Annotated in this window: 21 protein-coding genes; 15 read left to right on the forward strand and 6 right to left on the reverse strand. The window is 73.3% G+C overall.

The genetic code is table 11. The annotated features are described in order from the left end of the window. The first annotated feature begins 176 nt into the window (after positions 1 to 176). From JFN87_RS11595 to JFN87_RS11640, 10 genes are all read left to right on the forward strand, one after another. Complete coding sequence (locus JFN87_RS11595) at positions 177 to 1,961, forward strand: 3-hydroxyacyl-CoA dehydrogenase family protein (protein WP_209339905.1); 1,785 nt, start codon at positions 177 to 179, stop codon at positions 1,959 to 1,961. Between the two features lie 46 nt (positions 1,962 to 2,007). Then, on the forward strand, positions 2,008 to 2,814 hold the full coding sequence (locus JFN87_RS11600; protein WP_209339906.1) for a TetR family transcriptional regulator: 807 nt from the start codon (positions 2,008 to 2,010) through the stop codon (positions 2,812 to 2,814). A gap of 354 nt (positions 2,815 to 3,168) precedes the next feature. Beyond that, positions 3,169 to 4,524: a crotonyl-CoA carboxylase/reductase gene (gene ccrA / locus JFN87_RS11605; protein ID WP_209339907.1), complete on the forward strand. Its 1,356-nt coding sequence runs from the start codon at positions 3,169 to 3,171 to the stop codon at positions 4,522 to 4,524. Next, positions 4,521 to 6,533 carry an ethylmalonyl-CoA mutase gene (locus tag JFN87_RS11610; RefSeq protein ID WP_209339908.1) on the forward strand — a complete coding sequence of 671 codons (2,013 nt, stop codon included), beginning with the start codon at positions 4,521 to 4,523 and terminating at the stop codon, positions 6,531 to 6,533. Before ccrA ends, JFN87_RS11610 begins: the two co-directional genes overlap by 4 nt. Then, positions 6,530 to 7,510 carry an HpcH/HpaI aldolase/citrate lyase family protein gene (locus JFN87_RS11615; RefSeq protein WP_209339909.1) on the forward strand — a complete coding sequence of 327 codons (981 nt, stop codon included), beginning with the start codon at positions 6,530 to 6,532 and terminating at the stop codon, positions 7,508 to 7,510. The genes JFN87_RS11610 and JFN87_RS11615 overlap by 4 nt, the downstream gene beginning before the upstream one ends. Positions 7,511 to 7,515: 5 nt before the next feature. Further along, positions 7,516 to 8,031 (forward strand): MaoC family dehydratase, encoded by a 516-nt coding sequence (locus tag JFN87_RS11620; RefSeq protein ID WP_209339931.1) that lies wholly within the window; start codon positions 7,516 to 7,518, stop codon positions 8,029 to 8,031. Next, positions 8,028 to 9,239 (forward strand): acyl-CoA dehydrogenase family protein, encoded by a 1,212-nt coding sequence (locus tag JFN87_RS11625; RefSeq protein WP_209339910.1) that lies wholly within the window; start codon positions 8,028 to 8,030, stop codon positions 9,237 to 9,239. The genes JFN87_RS11620 and JFN87_RS11625 overlap by 4 nt, the downstream gene beginning before the upstream one ends. A 338-nt stretch (positions 9,240 to 9,577) precedes the next feature. Next, positions 9,578 to 10,234 (forward strand): phosphatidylserine decarboxylase, encoded by a 657-nt coding sequence (locus JFN87_RS11630; protein ID WP_209339911.1) that lies wholly within the window; start codon positions 9,578 to 9,580, stop codon positions 10,232 to 10,234. Continuing rightward, on the forward strand, positions 10,221 to 11,078 hold the full coding sequence (gene pssA / locus JFN87_RS11635) for a CDP-diacylglycerol--serine O-phosphatidyltransferase (RefSeq protein WP_209339912.1): 858 nt from the start codon (positions 10,221 to 10,223) through the stop codon (positions 11,076 to 11,078). The genes JFN87_RS11630 and pssA overlap by 14 nt, the downstream gene beginning before the upstream one ends. A gap of 170 nt (positions 11,079 to 11,248) precedes the next feature. Further along, positions 11,249 to 12,013 (forward strand): N-acetylmuramoyl-L-alanine amidase, encoded by a 765-nt coding sequence (locus tag JFN87_RS11640; protein WP_209339913.1) that lies wholly within the window; start codon positions 11,249 to 11,251, stop codon positions 12,011 to 12,013. A gap of 47 nt (positions 12,014 to 12,060) precedes the next feature. Here the strand turns inward: JFN87_RS11640 and JFN87_RS11645 are convergent, their stop codons facing one another. Continuing rightward, on the reverse strand, positions 12,061 to 13,182 hold the full coding sequence (locus JFN87_RS11645; RefSeq protein ID WP_372449218.1) for a glycerate kinase: 1,122 nt from the start codon (positions 13,180 to 13,182) through the stop codon (positions 12,061 to 12,063). 160 nt (positions 13,183 to 13,342) lie between these two features. Between JFN87_RS11645 and JFN87_RS11650 the strand changes: the two genes are divergently transcribed. After that, positions 13,343 to 13,837 (forward strand): NUDIX domain-containing protein, encoded by a 495-nt coding sequence (locus JFN87_RS11650; RefSeq protein WP_209339915.1) that lies wholly within the window; start codon positions 13,343 to 13,345, stop codon positions 13,835 to 13,837. A 45-nt stretch (positions 13,838 to 13,882) separates the two neighbouring features. On the opposite strand, the gene JFN87_RS11655 is transcribed toward JFN87_RS11650, so the two are convergent. Next, positions 13,883 to 14,386 carry a methylated-DNA--[protein]-cysteine S-methyltransferase gene (locus JFN87_RS11655; protein ID WP_209339916.1) on the reverse strand — a complete coding sequence of 168 codons (504 nt, stop codon included), beginning with the start codon at positions 14,384 to 14,386 and terminating at the stop codon, positions 13,883 to 13,885. A gap of 48 nt (positions 14,387 to 14,434) precedes the next feature. Then, complete coding sequence (locus JFN87_RS11660; RefSeq protein WP_209339917.1) at positions 14,435 to 15,916, reverse strand: AlkA N-terminal domain-containing protein; 1,482 nt, start codon at positions 15,914 to 15,916, stop codon at positions 14,435 to 14,437. A gap of 188 nt (positions 15,917 to 16,104) precedes the next feature. Between JFN87_RS11660 and JFN87_RS11665 the strand changes: the two genes are divergently transcribed. The 4 genes from JFN87_RS11665 to JFN87_RS11680 all read left to right on the forward strand — a co-directional run bounded on the left by JFN87_RS11665 (position 16,105) and on the right by JFN87_RS11680 (position 18,344). Continuing rightward, positions 16,105 to 16,965 (forward strand): metallophosphoesterase family protein, encoded by an 861-nt coding sequence (locus JFN87_RS11665; RefSeq protein ID WP_209339918.1) that lies wholly within the window; start codon positions 16,105 to 16,107, stop codon positions 16,963 to 16,965. Continuing rightward, a complete protein-coding gene (locus tag JFN87_RS11670; protein ID WP_209339919.1) occupies positions 16,962 to 17,654 on the forward strand; it encodes a 4'-phosphopantetheinyl transferase family protein in 693 nt (230 codons plus the stop codon). Before JFN87_RS11665 ends, JFN87_RS11670 begins: the two co-directional genes overlap by 4 nt. A 36-nt stretch (positions 17,655 to 17,690) precedes the next feature. Beyond that, on the forward strand, positions 17,691 to 17,933 hold the full coding sequence (locus JFN87_RS11675) for a hypothetical protein (protein ID WP_209339920.1): 243 nt from the start codon (positions 17,691 to 17,693) through the stop codon (positions 17,931 to 17,933). A gap of 264 nt (positions 17,934 to 18,197) precedes the next feature. Then, positions 18,198 to 18,344: a hypothetical protein gene (locus JFN87_RS11680; protein ID WP_209339921.1), complete on the forward strand. Its 147-nt coding sequence runs from the start codon at positions 18,198 to 18,200 to the stop codon at positions 18,342 to 18,344. Between the two features lie 31 nt (positions 18,345 to 18,375). On the opposite strand, the gene JFN87_RS11685 is transcribed toward JFN87_RS11680, so the two are convergent. The 3 genes from JFN87_RS11685 to JFN87_RS11695 are packed head-to-tail and all read right to left on the reverse strand — an operon-like array spanning position 18,376 to position 22,490. Beyond that, on the reverse strand, positions 18,376 to 19,794 hold the full coding sequence (locus tag JFN87_RS11685; RefSeq protein ID WP_209339922.1) for a phytoene desaturase family protein: 1,419 nt from the start codon (positions 19,792 to 19,794) through the stop codon (positions 18,376 to 18,378). A 55-nt stretch (positions 19,795 to 19,849) separates the two neighbouring features. Then, a complete protein-coding gene (locus JFN87_RS11690) occupies positions 19,850 to 20,680 on the reverse strand; it encodes an inositol monophosphatase family protein (RefSeq protein ID WP_209339923.1) in 831 nt (276 codons plus the stop codon). Position 20,681: 1 nt separating this feature from the next. Further along, entirely contained in the window at positions 20,682 to 22,490 is a 1,809-nt protein-coding gene (locus tag JFN87_RS11695; RefSeq protein ID WP_209339924.1) for a gamma-glutamyltransferase family protein, read from the reverse strand. Between the last annotated feature and the right edge of the window lie 630 nt (positions 22,491 to 23,120).

Genomic DNA, 23,120 nt, shown 5'->3' on the forward strand with positions numbered 1-23,120 from the left:
CGGCGCACGGCGGCGCCTCCGTCCCGGCAACCGGGCGGCGCGCGCTTCCTCTTGGCACCTCATGCCTCTTTTTGGCACCTCATGCCTCTTTCGCGACGCGGCCACGGGACAGGGTCCGTCGGCATCCTCCGGCGCGCCGCGGGCGTGCCGGGCAGCCGCTTCCCCTGGAGTCCCTGATGGACATCTCCACCATCGCCGTTGTCGGCCTCGGCACCATGGGCACGGGCCTCGCCGAGGCCCTGACCCTGGCGGGCCGCGAGGTCGTCGGCGTCGACACCGACCCCGAGGCCGCCGCGCGCGCCTCGGCAGCCCTCGAAGCGTCCACGGCGCGTGCCGTGAGCCGCGGCGACCTGACGGAGCACCAGCGGCGCACCGCGGTCGCCAGGTTGCGCACCTTCACCGATGTGCGCGCCGCAGCCGACGCCGACCTCGTCGTGGAGGTGGTGCCGGAGTCGTACGAGGACAAGTGCCGGGTCCTGCGCGCCCTCGACGACGTGGTGCGGCCCGAGGTGGTCCTCGCCACCGGCACCAACGCGCTGTCGGTGACCCGCCTGGCGTCCGGCACCCGGCATCCGGAGCGGGTGGTGGGGATGCACTTCTTCCACCCGGCGCCGGTGATGCGTCTCGTGGAGGTGGTCCGCACGGTCTTCACCTCGCGCGCCGCCCTGGACGCCGTCACCGGCCTCGCGCGCGACCTGGGCAAGGAGCCGATCGCGGCCGGCGACAGGCCGGGGTTCGTCGCCGACGGGCTGCTGTTCTGCTACCTCAACCAGGCCGCGGCGATGTACGAGTCCGGCTACGCGTCCCGCGACGACATCGACGCGGCGATGCGGCTGGGGTGCGGCCTGCCGATGGGGCCGCTCGCGCTGCTCGACCTGATCGGCGTCGACACCGCCCGTACGGTGCTCGACGCCATGTACGAGGCGTCGGGCGACCGCCTGCACGCGCCCGCACCGATCCTCGGCCAGCTGTCCGAGGCCGGGCTGACCGGGCGCAAGGCGGGCCGCGGCTTCTACGCGTACGGCGCCGGCGGCGGGCGCGGCGGGTCTGACGGCTCGGCGCCGGATGCCTCGGGGGCCGCCGCCCCGGGAGCCGCCGCCCCGGCGGGCGTGCGCACGGTCGGCATAGCCGGTTCGGGAACGATGGCGGCCGGCATCGCCGAGGTCTTCGCGAAGTCCGGGCACGACGTCGTGCTCGCGGGGCGCACGGCCGTGAAGGCCGCGGCCGCCAGGGAGCGTATCGCCAAGTCGTTTCGCCGGTCTGTCGACAAGAAGAGAATGACGGACGACGAGGCGGCCGCCGCGCTCGCCCGGATCGCGCCCGCCGGTGCGCCGGACGCCCTCGCCGGGGCCGACCTGGTGCTTGAGGCGGTGGCAGAGGACCTGCCGGTGAAGCGGGAACTGTTCAGGACGCTGGACGGCGTCTGCCGCGAGGGCGCGGTGCTCGCCACCACGACGTCCTCGCTCCCGGTGATCGCGTGCGCCAGGGCGACCGCCAGGCCGCAGGACGTGGCCGGGATGCACTTCTTCAACCCCGCGCCCGCGATGCGGCTCGTCGAGGTGGTCCGCACCGTCCTGACCGGTGACGCGGCGCACGCGACGGTCCGCGCGGCGGCCCTCGCGGCGGGCAAGCACCCGGTGGACTGCGGCGACCGCGCGGGCTTCATCGTCAACGCCCTGCTGTTCCCGTACCTGAACAACGCGGTGAAGATGGTGCAGGACCACTACGCGACCGCCGACGACATCGACATCGCCATGCGGCTGGGCGCCGGGTACCCGATGGGGCCTTTCGAACTGCTCGACGTCGTGGGGCTCGATGTCTCGCTCGCCATCGAGCGCGTGCTGCACCGGGAGTTCCGCGATCCGGGCCTCGCGCCGGCACCGCTGCTCGAACACCTGGTCGCGGCCGGATGCCTGGGCCGCAAGACGGGCCGCGGGTTCCGGGCGTACGCACACCGGTGAGGGGTCGACGGCACACAGTGCCACCTTCTTGGAGTAGGTTCGCCCTATGTCGCAGTCGGCCAAACCCTCACGTACGAGCACAAGATCCGACGCCCCCGTGAGCGCCGCGTCCACCAAAGCGGCGGCGCAGCGCCTGAAGATGCGCCGGGAGCTCGCGTCGGCGGCGATGGAGCTTTTCGCCACCAAGGGGTACGAGGCGACGACGGTCGACGAGATCGCCGCAGCCGCGGGGGTCGCGAGGAGGACGTTCTTCCGCCACTTCCGCTCCAAGGAGGAGGCGATCTTCCCCGACCACGACGACACGCTCGTGCGCGCCGAGGCCGTGCTCACCGCGGCCCCGCCGCACGAGCACCCGCTCGACACCGTGTGCCGCGGCATCAAGGAGGTCATGCGGATGTACGCGGCCTCCCCCGCGCTGTCCGTGGAGCGCTACCGCCTCACCCGCGAGGTGCCGGCGCTGCGGGAGCGGGAGATCGCCTCGGTGGCGCGCTACGAGCGGCTGTTCACGCGCTACCTGCTGGGCCACTTCGACGAGCGCGAGCACGCGGGCGGCAGCGACGACCCGCTGCTCGCCGAGGTGGCGGCGTCCGCGGTCGTCACGGCGCACAACCACGTGCTGCGCCGGTGGCTGCGCGCGGGCGGCAAGGGCGACGTGGAGGCGCAGCTGGACCACGCCTTCGGGATCGTGCGGTCCGCGTTCGGCTGGGGGTTCGCGGCCGGCGCGCCCATCAGTTCGGAAAGGCCCGCGGCGACGGCCCGTGCCGGCGATGACGTCCTGGTCGCGGTGGCACGGACCGACGCTCCGCTGAACGAGGTCATGCGCACGATCCAGCAGGCGCTCAAGGAGGCCTGAGCCCTCACCAGCGCCACACGCCCCGACCGGCACGCCGTGCCTCACCGCCCTCTCCCGCCGCGCGCGGGGAGGGCGGTGGTGTGTCCAGCGGCGATCTCCGGTGGGGTGCCCACCTGCGCGATGATCGATCATGTGGCACCCAGTGCCGCAAATTCCGCAAGTAAGCCTTGCCACGCGGCACCGCGTGCCATACCTTGAAGTGGTCCGGCCTGTCCCCGCGGGTGACGCCCCACCGCGTCGCCGGACGCCTGCGTCACAGGCACCTCACCGCGCCCGAACGGCGCACGCCCCACCCGCCGAACCGACGGCACCCTCCACACCCGACAGCTCAGCCAGGCCCACCCGGAGGTTCCCGTGAAGGACATCCTGGACGCCATACAGTCCGCCGACGCCACATCAGCGGACTTCGCCGCGCTCCCCCTGCCCGACTCCTACCGTGCCGTCACCGTCCGCAAGGACGAGTCCGCGATGTTCGAGGGCCTCGCCACGCGCGACAAGGACCCACGCAAGTCGCTGCACGTCGACGACGTGCCCGTGCCCGAACTCGGCCCCGGCGAGGCCATCGTCGCCGTGATGGCCAGCTCCGTGAACTACAACTCGGTGTGGACCTCGATCTTCGAGCCGCTTCCGACGTTCGGCTTCCTCGAGCGCTACGGCAGGCTCAGCCCGCTCGCCGCGCGCCACGACCTGCCGTACCACGTGATCGGCTCCGACCTCGCGGGCGTCGTGCTGCGCACCGGTCCCGGTGTGAACGCCTGGCGGCCGGGCGACCGGGTCGTCGCACACTGCCTGTCCGTCGAGTTGGAGAGCTCCGACGGTCACAACGACACCATGCTCGACCCCGAGCAGCGCATCTGGGGCTTCGAGACCAACTTCGGCGGCCTCGCCGAGCTCGCGCTGGTGAAGTCCAACCAGCTCATGCCCAAGCCCGACCATCTGAGCTGGGAGGAGGCCGCGGCGCCCGGGCTCGTGAACTCCACCGCGTACCGGCAGCTGGTGTCACGCAACGGCGCGGGGATGAAGCAGGGCGACAACGTGCTCATCTGGGGGGCGAGCGGCGGACTCGGCTCCTACGCCACGCAGTTCGCCCTCGCGGGCGGCGCCAACCCGATCTGCGTCGTCTCCAGCCCGCAGAAGGCCGAGCTGTGCCGCCGCATGGGCGCCGAGGCCGTCATCGACCGCACCGCTGACGGCTACCGGTTCTGGCGCGACGAAGCCCACCAGGACCCGCGCGAGTGGAAGCGGTTCGGGGCCCGCATCCGCGAACTGACGGGCGGTGAGGACGTCGACATCGTCTTCGAGCACCCAGGACGGGAGACCTTCGGCGCCAGTGTGTTCGTGACACGCAAGGGCGGCACGATCGTCACCTGCGCATCCACCTCGGGCTACACGCACGAGTACGACAACCGCTACCTGTGGATGTCGCTCAAGCGCATCGTCGGCTCCCACTTCGCCAACTACCGCGAGGCGTGGGAGGCCAACCGCCTGGTGGCCAAGGGCAAGATCCATCCCACGCTGTCCAAGGTGTACGCGCTAGACGACACCGGCCAGGCCGCGTACGACGTGCACCGCAACCTGCACCAGGGCAAGGTCGGTGTGCTCGCGCTCGCCCCGCGCGAGGGCCTCGGTGTGCGCGACGAGGAGACCAGGGCCCGGCACATCGACGCGATCAACCTCTTCCGCCCGCAGCCGGCGGCGGTGGCCGCGTGAGCGCGCCGGCCAGGGACCGGCCCTGGCTGATGCGCACCTACGCGGGCCACTCCACGGCCGAGGCGACCAACGCGCTCTACCTGCGGGGGCTCGCGCGAGGCCAGACGGGCCTTTCCGTCGCGTTCGACCTGCCCACGCAGACCGGCTACGACCCCGACCATCCGCTGGCGCGCGGCGAGGTGGGCCGTGTCGGTGTGCCCGTGTCCCATCTGGGCGACATGCGGCGGCTGTTCGACTCCATCCCGCTGGAGCGCACCAACACGTCGATGACGATCAACGCCACCGCGTTGTGGATGTTCGCGCTGTACCAGGTGGTGGCCGAGGAGCAGGGCGCGTCGCCCGGAGCGCTGCGTGGCACCACGCAGAACGACATCGTCAAGGAGTACCTGTCGCGGGGCACGTATGTGTTCCCGCCGGGGCCGAGCCTGCGGCTGACCACCGACCTGATCGCGTACACCGTCCGCCACGCGCCCCGCTGGAACCCCGTCAACATCTGCAGTTACCACCTGCAGGAGGCGGGCGCGACGCCCGTCCAGGAGATCGCGTACGCGCTGTCGACGGCGGTCGCCGTCCTGGACGCGGTACGGGCCGGTGGGCAGGTGTCCGAGGAGGACTTCGGGGAGGTGGTGGGACGCGTCTCGTTCTTCGTGAACGCGGGCGTGCGCTTCGTCGAGGAGATGTGCAAGATGCGGGCCTTCACCCGGCTGTGGGACCGCATCACGCGCGAGCGGTACGGGATCGAGGACCCGGGGCGGCGGCGCTTCCGCTACGGGGTGCAGGTCAACTCGCTGGGCCTGACGGAGGCGCAGCCGGAGAACAACGTGCAGCGCATCGTGCTGGAGATGCTGGCCGTGACGCTGTCGAAGGGCGCGCGGGCGCGGGCGGTGCAGTTGCCCGCGTGGAACGAGGCGCTCGGGCTGCCGCGCCCGTGGGACCAGCAGTGGTCGCTGCGCGTGCAGCAGGTGCTCGCGGACGAGAGCGATCTGCTGGAGTACCCGGACCTGTTCGACGGCTCGCCCGTCGTCGAGGCGAAGGTCGCGGAGCTGGCCGAAGGCGCGTGCGCCGAGATGGAGCGGATCGAGGAGCGCGGCGGGCTGCTGGCCGCGGTCGAGTCCGGCTACCTCAAGGCCCGGCTGGTCGCCTCGCACGCGCGGCGGCGCGCCGCCGTCGAGTCTGGCGAGGCGAAGGTCGTCGGGGTGAACTGCCACGAGGCGACGGAGCCGAGCCCGCTGACGGCGGACCTGGACACGGCCGTCCTGACGGTGGACCCGGCGACGGAGGCCGGGGTGGTGTCGGCGCTCGCCGCCTGGCGGGCGGGGCGTGACGAGCCCCGCGCGCGGGAGGCGCTCGCCCGCCTCGCGCGGGCCGCGGAAGGAAGCGGCAACCTGATGGACGTGAGCCTCGAATGCGCGCGCGCCGGGGTGACGACCGGCGAGTGGGCGGGCGCGCTGCGCGCCGTGTTCGGCGAGTTCCGCGCGCCCACCGGCGTGGCCGGCGCGCCCGTCGCCGAGGCGGCGCCGGAGGGTTCGCCGCTCGCCGCCGTCCGCGCGAAGGTGGCCGAGACCGCGGCCGGTCTCGGCGTGGGGCGGCTGCGTCTCCTGGTGGGCAAACCGGGGCTCGACGGCCACTCCAACGGCGCCGAGCAGATCGCGGTGCGCGCGCGTGACGCCGGGTTCGAGGTGGTGTACCAGGGCATCAGGCTCACGCCCGAGCAGATCGTGGCGGCGGCGCTCGCGGAGGACGTGCACTGCGTCGGCCTGTCCATCCTGTCCGGTTCGCACACCGCGCTCGTCCCCGACGTGCTGAGGCGGCTGCGGGACGCCGGCGGAGGCGACATCCCCGTGGTGGTCGGCGGCATCATCCCCGCCGCCGACGCGGCCGCCCTGCGCGCGGCCGGCGTGGCCGCCGTGTTCACCCCGAAGGACTTCGGCATCACCGAGATCATCGGCCGTATCGTCGACGAGATACGCCGTGCCGCCAAGCTCGACCCCCAGGAGGTCCCCGCATGACCAGCCCCGCATCGCCCGCGCCCGTGGACCGGCCGCGCCCGCGCCGCTCCTGCCTCGCCGTGCCGGGCTCCAGCCCCCGGTTCCTGGAGAAGGCGCAGGGCCTCCCGGCCGACCAGGTCTTCCTCGACCTGGAGGACGCGGTGGCGCCGCTCGCCAAGGAGGGCGCGCGCCACAGCATCGTCGACGCGCTCAACAAGGGCGATTGGACGGGCAAGACGCGCGTGGTACGGGTCAACGACTGGACGACGAGCTGGACGTACCGCGACGTCATCACGGTCGTCGAGGGCGCGGGCCAGAACCTGGACTGCGTGATGCTGCCGAAGGTGCAGGACGCCGAGCAGGTGCGCACGCTCGATCTGCTGCTGACGCAGATCGAGCGGACCATGGGCTTCGAGGTCGGCCGCATCGGCATCGAGGCGCAGATCGAGAACGCGCGCGGCCTGGTGAACGTCGACGCGATCGCCGCCTCGTCGCCGCGCCTGGAGACCATCGTGTTCGGGCCCGCCGACTTCATGGCGTCCATCAACATGAGGACGCTCGTGGTGGGCGAGCAGCCGCCCGGGTACGACGCCGACGCGTACCACTACATCCTGATGCGCATCCTGATGGCGGCACGCACCCACGACCTGCAGGCCATCGACGGTCCCTACCTGCAGATCCGCGACGTGGACGGGTTCCGGCGGGTCGCGGGGCGCGCGGCGGCGCTCGGCTACGACGGCAAGTGGGTGCTGCACCCGGGCCAGATCGACGCGGCGAACGAGGTGTTCGCGCCGTCGCAGGAGGACTACGACCACGCCGAGCTGATCCTCGACGCGTACGAGTACCACACGTCGGAGGCCGGCGGTAAGAAGGGTTCGGCGATGCTCGGCGACGAGATGATCGACGAGGCGAGCCGGAAGATGGCGCTGGTCGTGTCCGGCAAGGGGCGCGCGGCGGGCATGCGGCGCACCACGTCCTTCGAGATCCCGGAGGGGTGAGCGCGATGCGTTTCGGCCGGACGTTCGAGGAGTTCGAGGTCGGCGCGGTCTACAGGCACTGGCCGGGCAAGACCGTCACGGAGTACGACGACCACCTCTTCTGCCTGCTCACGATGAACCACCACCCGCTGCACCTGGACGCACACTACGCGGCGGGGACGACGGACTTCGGCCGCAATGTGGTGGTGGGCAACTACGTCTACTCGCTGCTGCTCGGCATGTCGGTGGCCGACGTGTCGGGCAAGGCCATCGCGAACCTGGAGGTCGAGTCGCTGCGGCACGTGGCACCGACCTTCCACGGCGACACGCTCTACGGCGAGACGACGGTGCTCGGCAAGACACCGTCGCGCTCGAAGGACGACCGCGGTGTGGTGCACGTGGAGACCAGGGGCCACAACCAGGACGGCACGCTGGTGTGCGTCTTCCGCCGCAAGGTGCTCGTGCCGACCGAGAGCCACGTGCGGGAGCGCGGCGGGGAGCAGCCCGGCCGTCCCGAGCCGCGAGAGGGGACTGAGCGATGAGTCGACTTGCCGAGACGGCCGGCCTCACCGAGGTGCAGCGGGAGATCGTTTCCACGGTGAGGGACTTCGTCGACAAGGAGATCCTGCCGGTCGCCACGGAGCTGGAGCACCGCGACGAGTACCCGTACGGGATCGTCGACGGCCTGAAGGAGCTCGGCCTGTTCGGGCTGATGATCCCGGAGGAGTACGGCGGCCTCGGGGAGTCACTGCTGACGTACGCGCTGTGCGTGGAGGAGATCGCGCGCGGCTGGATGTCCGTGTCGGGCATCGTCAACACGCACTTCATCGTGGCGTACATGCTGGGCAAGTACGGGACGCGGGAGCAGAAGGAGGCCTTCCTGCCGCGGATGGCGGCGGGCGAGGTGCGGGGCGCCTTCTCGATGTCGGAGCCGGGGCTCGGCTCCGACGTGTCCGCGATCACCTCGAAGGGGGTGCGCGACGGGGCCGCGGGCGGGTACGCACTGACGGGCCAGAAGATGTGGCTCACGAACGGTGGCACGTCGTCCCTGGTGGCGGTGTTGTGCAGGACGGACGAGGGGCACCCGGCGGACGCGCCGCCGCACCGCTCGATGACGACGTTCCTGGTGGAGAAGGAGCCCGGGTTCGGCGAGGTGCGTCCGGGCCTCACCATCCCCGGCAAAATCGACAAAATGGGCTACAAGGGCGTCGACACCACCGAGTTGATCATGGACGGCCTGCGGGTGCCCGCCGACCGCGTGCTGGGCGGCACGACCGGGCGTGGCTTCTACCAGATGATGGACGGCGTCGAGGTCGGCCGCGTCAACGTGGCCGCGCGCGGCTGCGGCGTCGCGCGGCGCGCCTTCGAGCTGGGCATCTCGTACGCGCAGCAGCGCCACACCTTCGGCCGGGCGATCGCGGGTCACCAGGCGATCCAGTTCAAGCTGGCGGAGATGGCCACCAAGGTCGAGGCGGCCCACGCCATGATGGTCAACGCCGCGCGCAAGAAGGACTCCGGGGAGCGCAATGACCTGGAGGCGGGCATGGCGAAGTACCTGGCCTCCGAGTACTGCAAGGAAGTGGTCGAGGACGCCTTCCGCATCCACGGCGGCTACGGCTTCTCCAAGGAGTACGAGATCGAGCGGCTCTACCGGGAGGCGCCGATGCTGCTGATCGGCGAGGGCACGGCGGAGATCCAGAAAATGATCATCGGCCGCCGGCTGCTCGAGGAGTACCGGGTGCAGGGGTGAGCCGGGTCCCTGTACGGCGTACGAGCCCCCGCCAGGCGCCGTACTGGGGCCTTCCGGTGCCGTACGGGAGACCGTCCGGCGGGCCTTCCGGCGCGCCGCGGCACGCGGAGCGTGCAGCCGCGTGGAAGCGCCGGTCGCCGCCCGCGGGAACGCTCCGGGCCCGGCGTGCGTCCAATGCCGGAAGGCCCGTTGGGACTCGCGCGAACGCGCGGGAACGGCCCCGCCGGCGCCCGACTGCGCTGCTGGCTTGCTCAGTTGTGGTTCGCTACCGATAGCATCGGCGGAAGGCCGCCGTCCCCCTGTTGCCAGCGCGGCATCATCCGCTACGAAGGTCATCCATGCCCCACAGCCCATCCGGCCCAACCTCAGCCCCCCGCGGACGCGTCCGCCTCGCCCGGGGATCGTCGCCGTGGCTGCTGCCGACCGTCGCCACCGCGGCGCTCGGTCTGGCACGCGCCCGCCGTTCGAGAGGTGCCGCCGCCGTAGCAGTGCCCGCCACCGCGCTCGCCGCGGGCATGCTGTGGTTCTTCCGCGACCCCGAGCGCGAGATCGCGCAGGGCCGCCTGATCGCCCCCGCCGACGGAGTGGTGCAGAGCATCATGCCGTGGAAGGACGGGCGCACCCGGGTCGCCATCTTCATGAGCCCGCTGAACGTGCACGTCAACCGGGCGCCGCTGGCCGGCACCGTGACGTCGGTCGAACACGTCCCGGGCGGCTACGTGCCCGCCTTCAACAAGGAGAGCGAGAGCAACGAGCGCGTCATCTGGCACTTCGACACCGAGCTCGGCGACATCGAGATGGTGCAGATCGCGGGCGCGGTGGCACGGCGTATCGTTCCCTACCTGCCCGCGGGCACCAAGGTGGAGCAGGGCGAACGCATCGGGCTGATCCGCTTCGGCTCCCGCGTGGACCTCTACCTCCCCGGCGATGTCGACGTGGCGGTCGAGGTGGGCCAGAAGACGACTGCGGGGGTGACTCGAATTGACCGTGATTGATCCCGAGACGCAGACCGGCTGGGTGACCGACGCCGAGGAGGGCGAAGAGACGGACGACATGCCGCTGTCGCTCCGGCTGTCGATAGCCGACGCGCTCACCCTCGGCAACGCGACCTGCGGTTTCATGGCGGTGTACTTCACCACCACCGGCATCCTGATCCCGCACCTCACCGGCAGCGACGAGAGCGGCGGGATGGCCCGCCACTCGGCGGCCACGGCCGTGATCCTCATGCTGTGCGCGGCGGTGTTCGACCTGTTCGACGGGCTGGTGGCGCGCAAGCTGCGCAGCTCGCCCATGGGCGCGGAGCTGGACAACCTCTCCGACCTGATCAGCTTCGGGCTGGCACCCGCGTACTTCGTGCTGGTCTACGGGCTGGTCGAGAGCGACGCGCACCAGCGCTTCTCCGTGGTGGCCGCGGTGGTGGTGCTGCTGGCCGTGGTGCTCAGGCTGGCGCGGTTCTCCTGCGTGACGGTCCGCGACGGCATGTTCCAGGGCATGCCGAGCCCGTTCGGCGCGCTGACGGTGGTCTCGATCGTGCTGCTCGAGCTGCCGTTCGTCCCCACGCTGCTGGCGATCGTCGGCGTGGCCTGGCTGATGGTGAGCCGGGTCGAGTACCCGAAGCCGCGGGGCATCCTGGCGGTGGCGATGCTGAGCTGGATCGTCCTGGCGATGGCCCTGCTCGCCGCGTGGGCGTTCGACGCCCCGGGCGGCCAGCTGCTGCTGGGGACCGGCTGCGCGCTGCAGGTGGTGACGGGCGCGGTGATCCCCCTGTTCGCGACGGCGCGCCGGGTGAACACGTTCCGCGGCAACCGCCGCGAGGCACGGGCGGCGCAGCTGCCGTAAACCACCCCGAACGGCCGAAGGGGCCCGGGAGCCGATGCGGCTCCCGGGCCCCTTCGCAGGTCAGGACGATCTTCCCGGGCCGCGTGCCGCTCGGGGAGCGTCGGCGCGATTCACCCGGACGGCCCCCTCCCGGTGGGTAGCGGGGACGGGGCCGCTGCACGGTGGACGGCATGTGGCCTCACAGGCTCAGGTACGGCATCCCGGTGCTGCCGCTGGCCCTGCTGATGGCGTGTGGCGCTTCCGGCCACACGGCGGGGCAGGAGCAGCAGCAGCCGCACCGGGCCCCTGCGGCGGCGCCGGAGCCGGCGATCGTCAGCCGGCAGTCGTGGCACGCCGACGAGCACGACGTGCGCGAGAAGCCCGTCTACACGGGGCCCGTCGAGGTGGTGTTCGTCCACCACACGGACAACGCCAACGACTACGACTGCAAACGCGACGTCCCCGCCATGCTGCGGGCCATCGAGGAGCAGCACATCGACGGCCAGGGCTGGGACGATCTCGGCTACAACTTCCTCGTCGACCGCTGCGGCACCATCTATGAGGGCCGCGCCGGCGGCGTGGGCAGGCCGGTGCGCGGCGCGCACACGGAGGGCTTCAACACCCACAGCGTCGGCATAGCCGCGATAGGCCACTTCGAGAAGGGACAGCCCGTGCCGCGGGCGATGCTGGAGGCGATCGCCGAGATCGCGGCCTGGAAGCTGCCGCCTGACGTCGACCCGCGCGGGCGGGTGAGGCTGGTCTCCCACAACGACGCCAGCCGGTACCCCAAGGGCACGGCGGTGGAGATGAACGTCATCTCGGGGCACCGGGACGCCTACGAGACGGACTGCCCGGGCGACGCCCTGTACGGCAAGCTGCCCTGGCTGCGCCGCCGGGCGGCGCAGCTGCGGCACGCCGCGGCGAAGCCGCCGCCGCTCCACCACGGCGACGGCTGAGCGCCCTCGCACGCCCCGCGCCGGGCCCCAGCGCGGCCCAGCCCGGCTCAGCGCAGGAAGTCGGCCGCCAGCGCCTGTGCGGCCCGTTCCAGCAGCGGGCCCGCCTCGGCCATGCACCGCGCCGGATCCGGCTCCAGCGCGGTCAGCGGATAGGCCCGCAGGATACCCGCGCCCCTGAGCGCGGCGGGATCGAGCGCGAGGCGGCCGCACACCGCCACCACGTCGACGCCGCGGGCGCGTGCCGCGGCCGCCACACCGACCGGGGCCTTGCCGTGCAGCGTCTGCTCGTCGAGCGACCCCTCCCCCGTGACGACCAGGCCCGCGCGCGCCAGCGCCCGGTCAAAGCCCAGCACGTCGAGCATGACCTCGATGCCCGACCTGAACACGGCGCCGAGTCCGACCAGCGCGCCGTAGCCGATCCCGCCCGCCGCACCCGCGCCCGGCGCGAGCGCGGCAGCGGCGGCACGCGAGCCGATCCCGGCCTCCAGCACCTCCGCGTACCGGGACAGCGCCGCGTCGAGCGCGGCCACGTCGGCCGGGGTCGCGCCCTTCTGCGGCCCGTAGACCGCGGCCGCGCCCTTCGGTCCGGTCAGCGGATTGTCGACATCGCTGGCGAGCACGATCTCGGTGGCGGCGAGGCGCGGGTCGAGCCCGGTCAGGTCTGCCGAGGCGAGAGCGGCGAGCCCTCCGCCGCCCGGGCCGACCGGCTCGCCACGCGCGTCGAGGAACCGCGCGCCGAGCGCCGCGAGCATCCCGGCGCCGCCGTCGGTCGTCGCGCTGCCGCCGACGCCGAGGACGATGTCCCGCGCCCCGGCGTCGAGCGCCGCGCGCAGCACCTCGCCCGTGCCGTACGTCGTCGCCGTCAGCGGCGCGAACACGCCGGGCGGCAGGTGCTGAAGACCGGAGGCCTCCGCCATCTCGACGACGGCGGTGCCGTCGCGCAGCGCGAACGCCGCGGTCAGCGGCTCGCCGAGCGGCCCGGTCGCCGCCACCTCGCGCCGCTCGAAGCCGCCGGCCACCGCGGCGGCGACCGTGCCGTCGCCGCCGTCGGCGACCGGCACCGCCTCGATCCGGGCGTCCGGGACGGCCCGGCGGATCCCGGCCGTCACGCGCTCGGCCACCTCGACGGCCGTCAAAGACCCCTTGAACTTGTCCGCGGCCACCAGCACGCTCCCGCGCACCCGTGCGTCGCCGCGGCCCCCACTCACTGCTCCGTCCGTCACTGTCATCCCTTTGCTGTCGAACAGGCAGTCGCGCCGCGTCGACCCTATCCGCAGGTCCCCCGCCCTGCCCAGGCCTCCCCGGCGGGTCAGGTCGTAGGCTGCGTGGATGACCCGCAGCGACGACTACGCCACGTACATCGCCGGCCTGCCCCGGATCCTCGCCGGTGCGGGCATGTTGTTCAGGGATGTCGCGGGCCGGGTGCTCGCGGTCGAGCCCAACTACCGCGAGGGCTGGGCCCTGCCGGGCGGGACCGTCGAGTCGGACGACGGCGAGAGCCCGCGCCAGGCGGCACGCCGGGAGACGCTGGAGGAGATCGGCCTGGACATCGCGCCCGGGCGGCTGCTGACCGTGGACTGGGTGCGCGGCCCCGGCCGCCCGCCGATCGCCGCCTACCTCTACGACGGCGGTGTGCTCAGCGCGGGGCAGCTCGCGGCGATCGTGCTGCAGGAGGCCGAGCTGGTGTCGTGGCGGCTGGTGGAGCGCCCCGAGATCCCCGCGCACTTCCCCGGGCCGCTGGGTGACCGCGTGCTCGCGGCGCTCGACGCGGTGGAATCGGGCGCGGGGACGGTCGAGCTGGAGAGCGGCCGCCCGGTCGGCTGAGGGATCTCCGACAGGCTCTCTTCGACAGAACGAAGACCATCTCCGTCAGAACAGGGTGCCCTCCGGGGACGTCGCGTTCGCCGACTCGAGCGCCAGCAGACGCTGCTTGTTGGCGAGGCCGCCGCCGTAGCCCGTGAGGCTGCCGCTCGCACCGATCACGCGGTGGCAGGGCACCACGATGCTGACGGGGTTCTTGCCGTTCGCCAGGCCGACGGCGCGGGAGGCGCCGGGCCTGCCGATGGCCTGGGCGAGCTCCCCGTACGAACGCGTCTCGCCGTAGGGGATGCGCCGGAGCTCCCGCCACACGAGGCGCTGGAACTCCGTGCCCGCCATGTGCAGCGGCAGGTCGAACTCCCGCAGCTCGCCGCGGAAGTAGGCGTCGAGCTGCGCGATCACGTCGGGGAACGGGTCGTCCGAGCGGGTGCCGAAGGTCTCCGGCGCGGGCATGTGGCGGTGGTCGGTCATGAAGACGCCGCTCAGGGCGGAGTCGACGGCCACCAGGGTCAGGGGCCCGAGCGGGCTGTCCATCAGGGTGTGCTGGCGTCGCATGGGTCGAGTCTCCGGTCTGTGGTGCACATCTGTGGTTCGTGGGGGGAGCTATGCGGGGAGGCGGTTGATCGGGTGGTCGTCGGTCGCCCACAGGTACTGCGTGGCGTAGGCGCGCCACGGCCGCCAGGCCGCCGCCCGGGCCGTCAGCGCGGCCGGGGTGGCCGGGAGGCCGAGGTGCGCGGCGGCCTTGCGCATGCCGAGGTCGGTGGGGAGGAAGGCGTCGGGGTCGCCGAGCGCGCGCATGGCGATCGCCTCCACGGTCCAGGGGCCGAAGCCGGGGAGGGCGGACAGCCGCGCCCGTGCCTCGTCCCAGTCGCTCTCGGGGCCGAGGTTGAGGGTCTCGCAGGCCAGCGCCTCGACGAGGCCGAGGAGGGTGCGGCGCCGGCTGCGGGGGAACGCGAGCGACTCGGGGTCGAGCACCGCGAGCGCCCGCGGGGCCGGGAAGAGGTGCGTGAGCCCGCCTTCGGGGTCGTCCACCGGCGTGCCGTACGCGGTGACGAGACGGGCCGCGTGCGTACGGGCCGCCGCCGTGGAGACCTGCTGGCCGAGCACGGCGCGTACGGCGAACTCCGCCGCGTCCACCGTGCGCGGTACCCGCCGGCCCGGCGCCTTGCGCACCAGCGGTTCGAGCTCGGGATCGGCGGAGAGCTGGGTGTCCACGGCGACGGGGTCGGCGTCCAGGTCGAGCAGCCTGCGGCAGCCGCTGATGGCGACGGTGAGGTCACGCGGGTCGGTGAGCGAGAGCCGGCACGCGACATGGCCCGGCCGCGGCGAGAGTGACACGATGCCGTGCCCGTACGGCAGCGACAGCGTGCGCCGGTAGGCCCCGTCGCGCCACTCCTCCACGCCGGGCACGGCCGTGGCCGCGAGGTGCCCGAACAGGTTGTCCGGGTTGAGCGGCTCGCGGAACGGCAGCCGGAGCGCGATGACGCCGGGCACGGGCGGCGCCGCGCCGCGCCCGCCGCTCGCGGCGCTCCTCCGGCGCAGCTCGCTCGGCGCGAGGGCGAAGACCTCCTGGACCGTGTCGTTGAAGGAGCGCACGGAGGCGAAGCCCGCCGCGAAGGCGATCTCGGCCATCGGCAGCCGCGTCGTCTCGATGAGCAGCCTGGCGGTCTGGGCGCGCTGGGCGCGTGCGAGCGCCAGCGGTCCCGCACCGAGCTCGGCGCGCAGCTGGCGCTCGATCTGGCGCGACGAGTAGCCGAGCCGCGAGGCGAGCCCCGGCACGCCCTCGCGGTCCACGACGCCGTCCTGGATGAGCCGCATCGCGCGGGCCACGCTGTCGGCGCGGGCGTTCCACGCGGGCGAGCCCGGGCTCGCGTCCGGCCTGCACCGCTTGCAGGCGCGGAACCCGGCCTGCTGGCACGCGGCGGCGCTCGGCCAGAACTGCATGTTCTCCGTCTTCGGGGGCACGACGGGGCAGCTGGGCCTGCAGTAGATTCCCGTGGTGAGTACCGCGGTGAAGAACCAGCCGTCGAACCGCGCGTCCTTCGACCGGACGGCCCGGATGCAGCGTTCCCTGTCGGTGTGCATGACCCCAGCATGCGGGACGGGAGGGGCCGAAGCTCGCAGAAAAACGACATCAAGCCGGCCCGGTCCCGTGCCCGCGGTCATGGTGGTGGCGTGATCGGCCCCACATTCCGCGCGCGGCCCGCGCGGTAGCATCCACGCGTGACGAGTACCCGCGCAACTGCTGCCCGCGCCACGCGGATTGCCGCCTCATGAGCGCCGCGGCCGACGGTGGCCGGCTGCTCGCCATCAGCGACCTGCACGCGGCGCACGCCGCCAACGCGGAGATCATCGACGGGCTGCGGCCTACGTCCGATCAGGACTGGCTGCTCGTCGCGGGCGACGTCGGCGAGATCAGCACGGACATCGAGCGCACCCTCGCCCTGCTCGCCGGACGGTTCGCCACCGTGGTCTGGGTCCCGGGCAACCACGAGTTGTGGACGCATCCGTCCGATCCGCTGACACTGCGCGGCGACCACCGCTACCGGCACCTCGTGTCGCTGTGCCGGGGGCTCGGGATCGTCACGCCCGAGGACCCCTACCCGGTGTGGCGCGGCGCGGGCGGCCCCGTCACCGTCGCGCCGCTGTTCCTGCTGTACGACTACACGTTCCACGCCCCCGGCACGTCGAGCAAGGAGGAGTCGCTGCGCACGGCGCACGAGGCGGGCGTGGTGTGCACGGACGAGTACCTGCTGCATCCGGACCCGTACGAGAGCCGCGACGCGTGGTGCCGTGCGAGGGTCGAGACGACGCGGGCGCGGCTCGACGCGTGCGACCCGTCGCTGCCGACGGTGCTGGTCAGCCACTGGCCGCTGGTGCGCGAACCGACGGATGTCATGTACCACCCCGAGTTTGCCCAGTGGTGCGGCACGGTGGCGACGGCCGACTGGCACGTCAGGTACCGGGCCGCGGCGGCCGTCTACGGGCACCTGCACATCCCGCGCACCACGTCGTACGACGGCGTGCCGTTCGTCGAGGTCTCCGTCGGCTATCCGCGCGAGTGGTCAGGGCGTCCCGGCGGGGCGCCCGGACTGCGCCGGATCCTGCCCGCTCCCGCGGGGGCGGTGCGGTGATCGCGGAGCTGCTGCCGCGGTCGGTGACCGCGTACGACACGTTCGCCGACGCGTCTGGCGACGTGCTGTTCCCCGAGGAGGAGGCCGTCGTGGCGCGCGCCGTCGACAAGCGGCGCCGCGAGTTCGCGACCGTCAGGGAGCTGGCCAGGACGGCGATGGCGGAGCTCGGCATCGCGCCCGCTCCCCTGCTCCCGGACCGGCGGGGCGCGCCGCGCTGGCCCGAGGGGATCGTCGGCAGCATGACGCACTGCGACGGCTACCGTGCCGTGGCGGTGGCCCGCGCCAGGGAGGTCTACGCGATAGGGGTGGACGCGGAGCCGAACGATCCGCTGCCGGACGGCGTGCTCGATGTCGTGACGGTGCCCGCCGAGCGTGCTGTGCTGGCGGAGCTGGCCGCGTCGCACCCGCGGGTGGCGTGGGACCGGCTGGTGTTCAGCGCCAAGGAGTCCATCTTCAAGGCGTGGTACCCGAGGACGCGCCACGAGCTCGACTTCACCGAGGCCGAGGTGGTGCCCGTGCCGGAGGGCGAGGCGGCCGGCACGTTCACCTTCACACTGGCTCCGGGGCCCGACGCGCCGGACACCCGGTGGCTGACGGTGGCGCGCGGGCGCTGGACGGTCGGCGACGGCATCGTGGTCACGGCCCTGTCGTTGCCGGCGGCGAACCTGCCCGCGCAGCGGCGCGGCTGAACCTCCGCGGCGCCGCCGCGCGGGGGCACGTCCGGCGTGCACGTCGACGACGTCGAGGACGTCGACGAGACGGCCCAGCTTGCCGCGGGCGCGGGCGCCGTCGCGGCGGGGTACCTCCACCCAGGCCACGGCGGGCCCGTGCGGTGGCACGTCGTACGACAGGTGGCGCACGTCCATGGCGCCCAGGGCCGAGGCGATGCGCCCGAGCGCGCCGTGGCCGGCGCTCACGGTGACCCGGAGGGTGCACGCGGCACGCGGTGCCGTGCCGTCCTGTCCTGAGGCGTTCGTCGTCATGGCGGTGTCCTGTCCTTCTCGCGCGTGCCGATGGGCCGCGTCGGCGGTGGTGGCCTGGTGGCCGGGGTGTACGCGGCGGCCCGGAAACCGGGGAAAGAAAAAGACCCCTCGCGGGTGCGAGAGGTCTGCGTGCGGGCGGTGGGCCGCGCGAGGGGGAGGTTCACTTCCCGGTCGGCCCGGTGCCGGCACGCTGCCGCTGATAATGAGCCGACGCCGCATGGCGGCGATTGTGGCACCACCGGGGCATCCTTGGGACGCTCGTCTCACCTGGCGGACCACGGCGCGGCCTGGGAGCGCTGGGCGGCCAGGTCGTCCCAGGCGCCGTCGTGCTCGGCCCAGCGGTGCGGCGGCGAAAGGAAGCCGCACCTGCTCGCGGCGCTTCCCCAGGTGCTCTGACGAGCGCAGGCCGTCCGGCGGGAGACCGCGGCTACCGCCTCCTGCGCAGCTCCCGCCAGACCGCCTTGGCCGCGTTGTGCCCGCTCATCCCGTGCACCCCTGGCCCCGGCGGTGTCGCGGACGAGCAGAGGAAGACCGCCGGGTGGGGCGTCGTGTACGGCGAGAGCGTCAGCTTCGGGCGCAGCAGCAGCTGGAGCCCCTGGGCCGCGCCGCAGGCGATGTCGCCGCCGACGTAGTTCGCGTTGTGCCGGGCGAGTTCCGGCGGGCCCGCCGTCGCCCTGGCGAGCACCAGATCGCGGAAGCCGGGGGCGAAACGGTCGAGTTGGCGCTCGACCGCGTCCGTGAGGTCACCCGTCCAGCCGTGCGGGACATGCCCGTACGCCCAGAAGACGTGCTTGCCCTCCGGCGCCCTCGACGGGTCCACCACGCTCGGCTGGGCCGTGATCAGGAAGGGCACCTCGGGAGCGGTGGATCCGTAGGCCTGCTTCAGGGCCGTGCCGATCTCGGCGCTCGTGGGGCCGATCTGCACGGTGCCGGCGCGGCGTGCGGCCTCGGCCGTCCACGGCATGGGCCCGTCGAGCGCGTAGTCGAGCTTGAAGACGCCCGGCCCGTACCGGTACCCGTCGTAGAAGCGGCCGAGTCCCGCGATCCGGGCGAGCGCCGTCGGCGAGGTGTCGAACACGTAGGCGCGGGCCGGCGGGAGGTCGTCGAGGCGCTTGACCTCGAAATCGGTGTGGACGCTCCCGCCGCAGGCCCGCAGGTATCCGGCGAGCGCGTCGGAGATCGCCTGGGACCCGCCGCGCGCCACCGGCCAGCCGCCCGCGTGCGCGGCGAGCGCGAACATCAGGCCGATCCCCGCCGTGGCGATGCCGCCGAGCGGCGAGATGACGTGCGCGGCCAGCCCGGCGAACAGCGCCTTGGCCCTCTCGTCGCGGAACCGGCGCACCAGCCAGTTGTACGGGGGCAGACCGGCGAGCCCGAACCGGGCGAGCGTCACGATGTCACGCGGCAGCCCTCGCGGCGGCAGCGAGAGGAAGTCGGCCGCGAGCGTGTCCCACCGGCCGAGGAACGGCGCTACCAGCCGCCGGTAGGCGCCCGCGTCGTGCGCGCCGAGGGACGCGGCCGTCTCGGCGACGGACCGGGCGAGCACCGCGGCCGAGCCGTCGTCGAAGGGGTGTGCCATCGGCAGTTCCGCGTGCAGCCATTCGAGGCCGTGGCGTGCCAGCGGCATCCCGCTGAACGCGGGCGATCCGGCGCCCAGCGGATGGACGGCCGAGCACGGGTCGTGCCGGAAGCCGGGCAGCGTCAGCTCCTCGGTGCGGGCGCCGCCACCGATGCTCCCCTCGGCCTCGAAGACGGCAACGGCCATACCGCGCCTCGCCAGTTCCGCCGCGGCGGTCAGCCCGTTGGGGCCCGCACCCACGACGACGGCATCGAGCATCGACGGCACCTCGGACTCCTTCGTCAGCCGACGGCAAGGGACCAAGGATAGGCCGCCCCCGCGGTCAGCCGCCCAGCAGGATCCGTCGCACGTGCCTGGCCGTCGCCTCGGTGCGCGCCGCGGTGAACGGCAGCGCGTTGCCGCCGGTGATGCGGTAGGGGACACCGCTGAGGGTGAGGTGCGCGCCGCCGGCCTCCGTCACGAGCAGCAGCCCGGCCGCATGGTCCCAGGCGTACTCCCAGTTGTACGCGACGGCGTCCAACTCGCCGGTGGCGAGGGCCAGGTAGTCGAGGCCCGCGGAACCGCTGCCGCGCAGCTCGGCGCCGGAGCCGGCGAGTCCCGACAGGGCGCGCTTCTGCTCCTCGGAGGTGTGGTCGGGGTGCGACATCGCGACGCGCAGCCGCCGGCCGGGCCCGGGCGGCCCGGGCCGCAGCACCTCGCCGTCCAGCCGTGCGCCGCGGCCGCGCAGGGCGACGGCCATCCGGCCGGTGGCCGGCGCGTACGTCCAGGAGGCGAGGACCTCCCCGTAGCGCGCGAGGGCGACGAGCGTGCAGAAGCCCGGCTCGCCGGCCACGAAGACGCGGGTGCCGTCGACGGGGTCCACGATCCACACCGGCGCGTCGCCGTCGAGCGCCTCGTACACCGCGGGGTCCGCGTGCACGGACTCCTCGCCGACCACGGCGGAGCCGGGCAGCAGCGCGGTGAGCGAGCTCGCCAGGTGTGCCTCGGCCCCGCGGTCGGCGACCGTGACGAGGTCGTGCGGGCCGCTCTTCTGCGCGATGTCGGCCGCGGAGAGCTGCCGGTAGCGCGGCATGATCTCGGCCTCGGCCGCGGCCCTGATCGCCGCCTCGACCGCCGCGCTGTCCGGTACCCGGAAGGCGGGTGCGCCGGCCATGTCAGCGCCCCACGGCGTAGCCCTGCATGCCGCGCGGGTTCGCGGCGGCGGACAGCACCCCGGTGCGCGGGTCGCGGGCGACGGCGCACAGCCTCCCCTCGGACCACGCGTCCCCGACGGTCACCAGGTGCCCCCTGCGGCGCAGTTCGGCGACGACGTCCGGGTCGGTGCGGCCCTCGACGGTGAGGCTGCCGGGCACCATGGCCCTGGGGTAGAAGGAGCCGGGGAAGCTGTCGGTGTGCCAGTTCGGGGCGTCGACGGCGCCCTGGAGGTCGTATCCGCCGCGTACCCGGTCGCGGAGGGCGAGCGCCAGGAAGAAGTGGACCTGCCACTGGTCCTGCTGGTCGCCTCCGGGCGTGCCGAACGCGATGGCCGGCACGCCGTCCCGCAGCGCGAGAGACGGGCTGAGCGTGGTGCGCGGGCGGCGGCCGGGCGTGAGCGAGTTGGGCAGGCCCTCCTCGATCCACATCATCTGCAGGCGGGTGCCCAGCGGGAAGCCGAGTTCCGGGATGACGGGGTTGGACTGCAGCCAGCCGCCGCTGGGCGTCGCGGAGACCATGTTGCCCCAGCGGTCGACGACGTCGATGTGGCAGGTGTCGCCGCGCGTGCCGCCGTCCTTCGCGACGGTGGGCTCTCCGGCGCCGGCCATGGGCGGCGGCAGGTGCCCGGCGTCTCCGGCGGCGATGGCCGTGGCGTGTGCGCTGAGCCGGGGCTCCTCCCCGTCAGGCGCGCCCGGCCGCAGCTCGTGCGAGGCACGGTCGCCGACGAGGGCGCGGCGCGCCGCGTTGTACGGCTCGGAGAGCAGGGTGGCCAGCGGCACGGGGGCGGCGTCGCCGTACCACGCCTCACGGTCGGCCATGGCGAGCTTGGTGCCCTCGACGAGGCGGTGGACGTAATCGGCCGAGCCGTAGGCGGGCAGGTCGGCGGCGCGCGACGGCAGCAGGGCGAGCTGCTGGAGGAAGGCGGGGCCCTGGCTCCACGGCCCGGCCTTGCAGAGCGTCCAGCCGTCCCACTCGTAGGTGGCGGGCTCCTCGTAGCTCGCGGACCAGCCGGCCAGGTCGGCGGCGGTGAGGGTACCGGCGTGGCGTTCCCCGCTGGTGTCCATGGTGGGGCGGGCGGCCTGGGCGACGACGGCCTCGGCGATGAAGCCCTCGCGCCATATCCTCCGGGCGGCCTCGATCTGCGCGGTCCTGTCGTCGCCGCCCTCGGCCTCCGCCTCGGCGATCAGGCGCCGCCAGGTGGCGGCGAGCGCCGGGTTGCGCCACAGCTCGCCCGGGCGTGGCGCCCTGCCGCCCGGCAGGTAGAGGTCGGCGGACGACGTCCACTCCGTCTCGAACAGCTCGCGCACGGTCTCCACGGTGTCACCCACCCGCTCGACGGGCGCGTGGCCGTCCTCGGCGTACCCGATGGCGTACCGCAGGACCTCGGCCGGTGTCCTCGTGCCGTGGTCGCGCAGGAGCGTCATCCAGGCGTCGAAGGCACCCGGGACGGCGGAGGCGAGCGGCCCGGTGCCGGGCACGAGGTCGAGGCCGAGGGAGCGGTAGTGGGCGACGGTGGCGCCCGCGGGCGCCACGCCCTGGCCGCACAGCACCCGCACGGGGCCGTCCGCGGGGGCGAGGATGATCGGCGCCTCCCCCGCGGGCCCGTTGAGGTGCGGCTCCACGACGTGCAGGACGAAGGCCCCCGCGACGGCCGCGTCGTAGGCGTTGCCGCCGTCCTCCAGCACGGCCATGGCACTCTGGGAGGCGAGCCAGTGGGTCGAGGCCACCATGCCGAAGGTGCCTTGCAGGGTCGGCCTGGTCGTGAACATCAGCTGTGCCACCTCGCCTCTCTCGGTACGGGCGGCCCCGTGCGGTAGGCGCGCCGCCCATGGACGGGCCGGGCGCGCTCGTGACATGGCCGCGGCACCCCTGGACCCCCGGGCAGACTACCCAGCACCGGCGGCTCCCGACGGAGGACGTCCACGCCTCGGGCCGCCGATGGCGTGCGGTTACGCGGACGGGCGCGGCCGTCACACCGCCCGGTCACACCGCGTGTACGGACGGTCGGCACACCGTGTTCGAATCGGAACGACGGCGCGCGGGAGGGTGGCCGCCGGATGCGTTTCGTTTTGTTTGCGTACCTTTCGGTCACATATTTGTTGTGTTCGACGGCCGCGCCTCCCCGGCACCGCAGCCCCTCGACGGGCCCGCGGGGACGGCCCCTGCGTCCGGGCGCCACACTTCGCCGCCTACATGTGGCGAGACCGTGTCCGAATCGAGAGGTTGCTGGCCCACATTCATGGGCAGCAGTCAGCAGATCACGCATCGTTTCAGGGGCGAACCAGCACAACCGCCCACGAAGCACACCAAGCAGTCGTGAGCCACCTCGACACGGAAATCGCTGTCAAGGCTTGATCCACTCTCGCCACGGTGTGCTAAGGATGGGGAGCCGCATGCGG

This window comes from Streptomyces montanisoli (genome assembly GCF_017813245.1).
Taxonomy (GTDB): domain Bacteria; phylum Actinomycetota; class Actinomycetes; order Streptomycetales; family Streptomycetaceae; genus Streptomyces; species Streptomyces montanisoli.

Excerpts from the sequence above, each read along its gene's own strand:
- JFN87_RS11690 (WP_209339923.1), bottom strand. The coding sequence starts at position 20,680 with ATGGCCGGCGCACCCGCCTTCCGGGTACCGGACAGCGCGGCGGTCGAG.
- JFN87_RS11660 (WP_209339917.1), bottom strand. The coding sequence starts at position 15,916 with ATGCACACCGACAGGGAACGCTGCATCCGGGCCGTCCGGTCGAAGGAC.
- JFN87_RS11695 (WP_209339924.1), bottom strand. The coding sequence starts at position 22,490 with ATGTTCACGACCAGGCCGACCCTGCAAGGCACCTTCGGCATGGTGGCC.
- JFN87_RS11615 (WP_209339909.1), top strand. The coding sequence starts at position 6,530 with ATGACCAGCCCCGCATCGCCCGCGCCCGTGGACCGGCCGCGCCCGCGC.
- JFN87_RS11620 (WP_209339931.1), top strand. The coding sequence starts at position 7,516 with ATGCGTTTCGGCCGGACGTTCGAGGAGTTCGAGGTCGGCGCGGTCTAC.
- JFN87_RS11625 (WP_209339910.1), top strand. The coding sequence starts at position 8,028 with ATGAGTCGACTTGCCGAGACGGCCGGCCTCACCGAGGTGCAGCGGGAG.
- JFN87_RS11640 (WP_209339913.1), top strand. The coding sequence starts at position 11,249 with ATGTGGCCTCACAGGCTCAGGTACGGCATCCCGGTGCTGCCGCTGGCC.
- JFN87_RS11650 (WP_209339915.1), top strand. The coding sequence starts at position 13,343 with ATGACCCGCAGCGACGACTACGCCACGTACATCGCCGGCCTGCCCCGG.
- JFN87_RS11655 (WP_209339916.1), bottom strand. The coding sequence starts at position 14,386 with ATGCGACGCCAGCACACCCTGATGGACAGCCCGCTCGGGCCCCTGACC.
- JFN87_RS11665 (WP_209339918.1), top strand. The coding sequence starts at position 16,105 with ATGAGCGCCGCGGCCGACGGTGGCCGGCTGCTCGCCATCAGCGACCTG.
- JFN87_RS11595 (WP_209339905.1), top strand. The coding sequence starts at position 177 with ATGGACATCTCCACCATCGCCGTTGTCGGCCTCGGCACCATGGGCACG.
- JFN87_RS11600 (WP_209339906.1), top strand. The coding sequence starts at position 2,008 with ATGTCGCAGTCGGCCAAACCCTCACGTACGAGCACAAGATCCGACGCC.
- JFN87_RS11630 (WP_209339911.1), top strand. The coding sequence starts at position 9,578 with ATGCCCCACAGCCCATCCGGCCCAACCTCAGCCCCCCGCGGACGCGTC.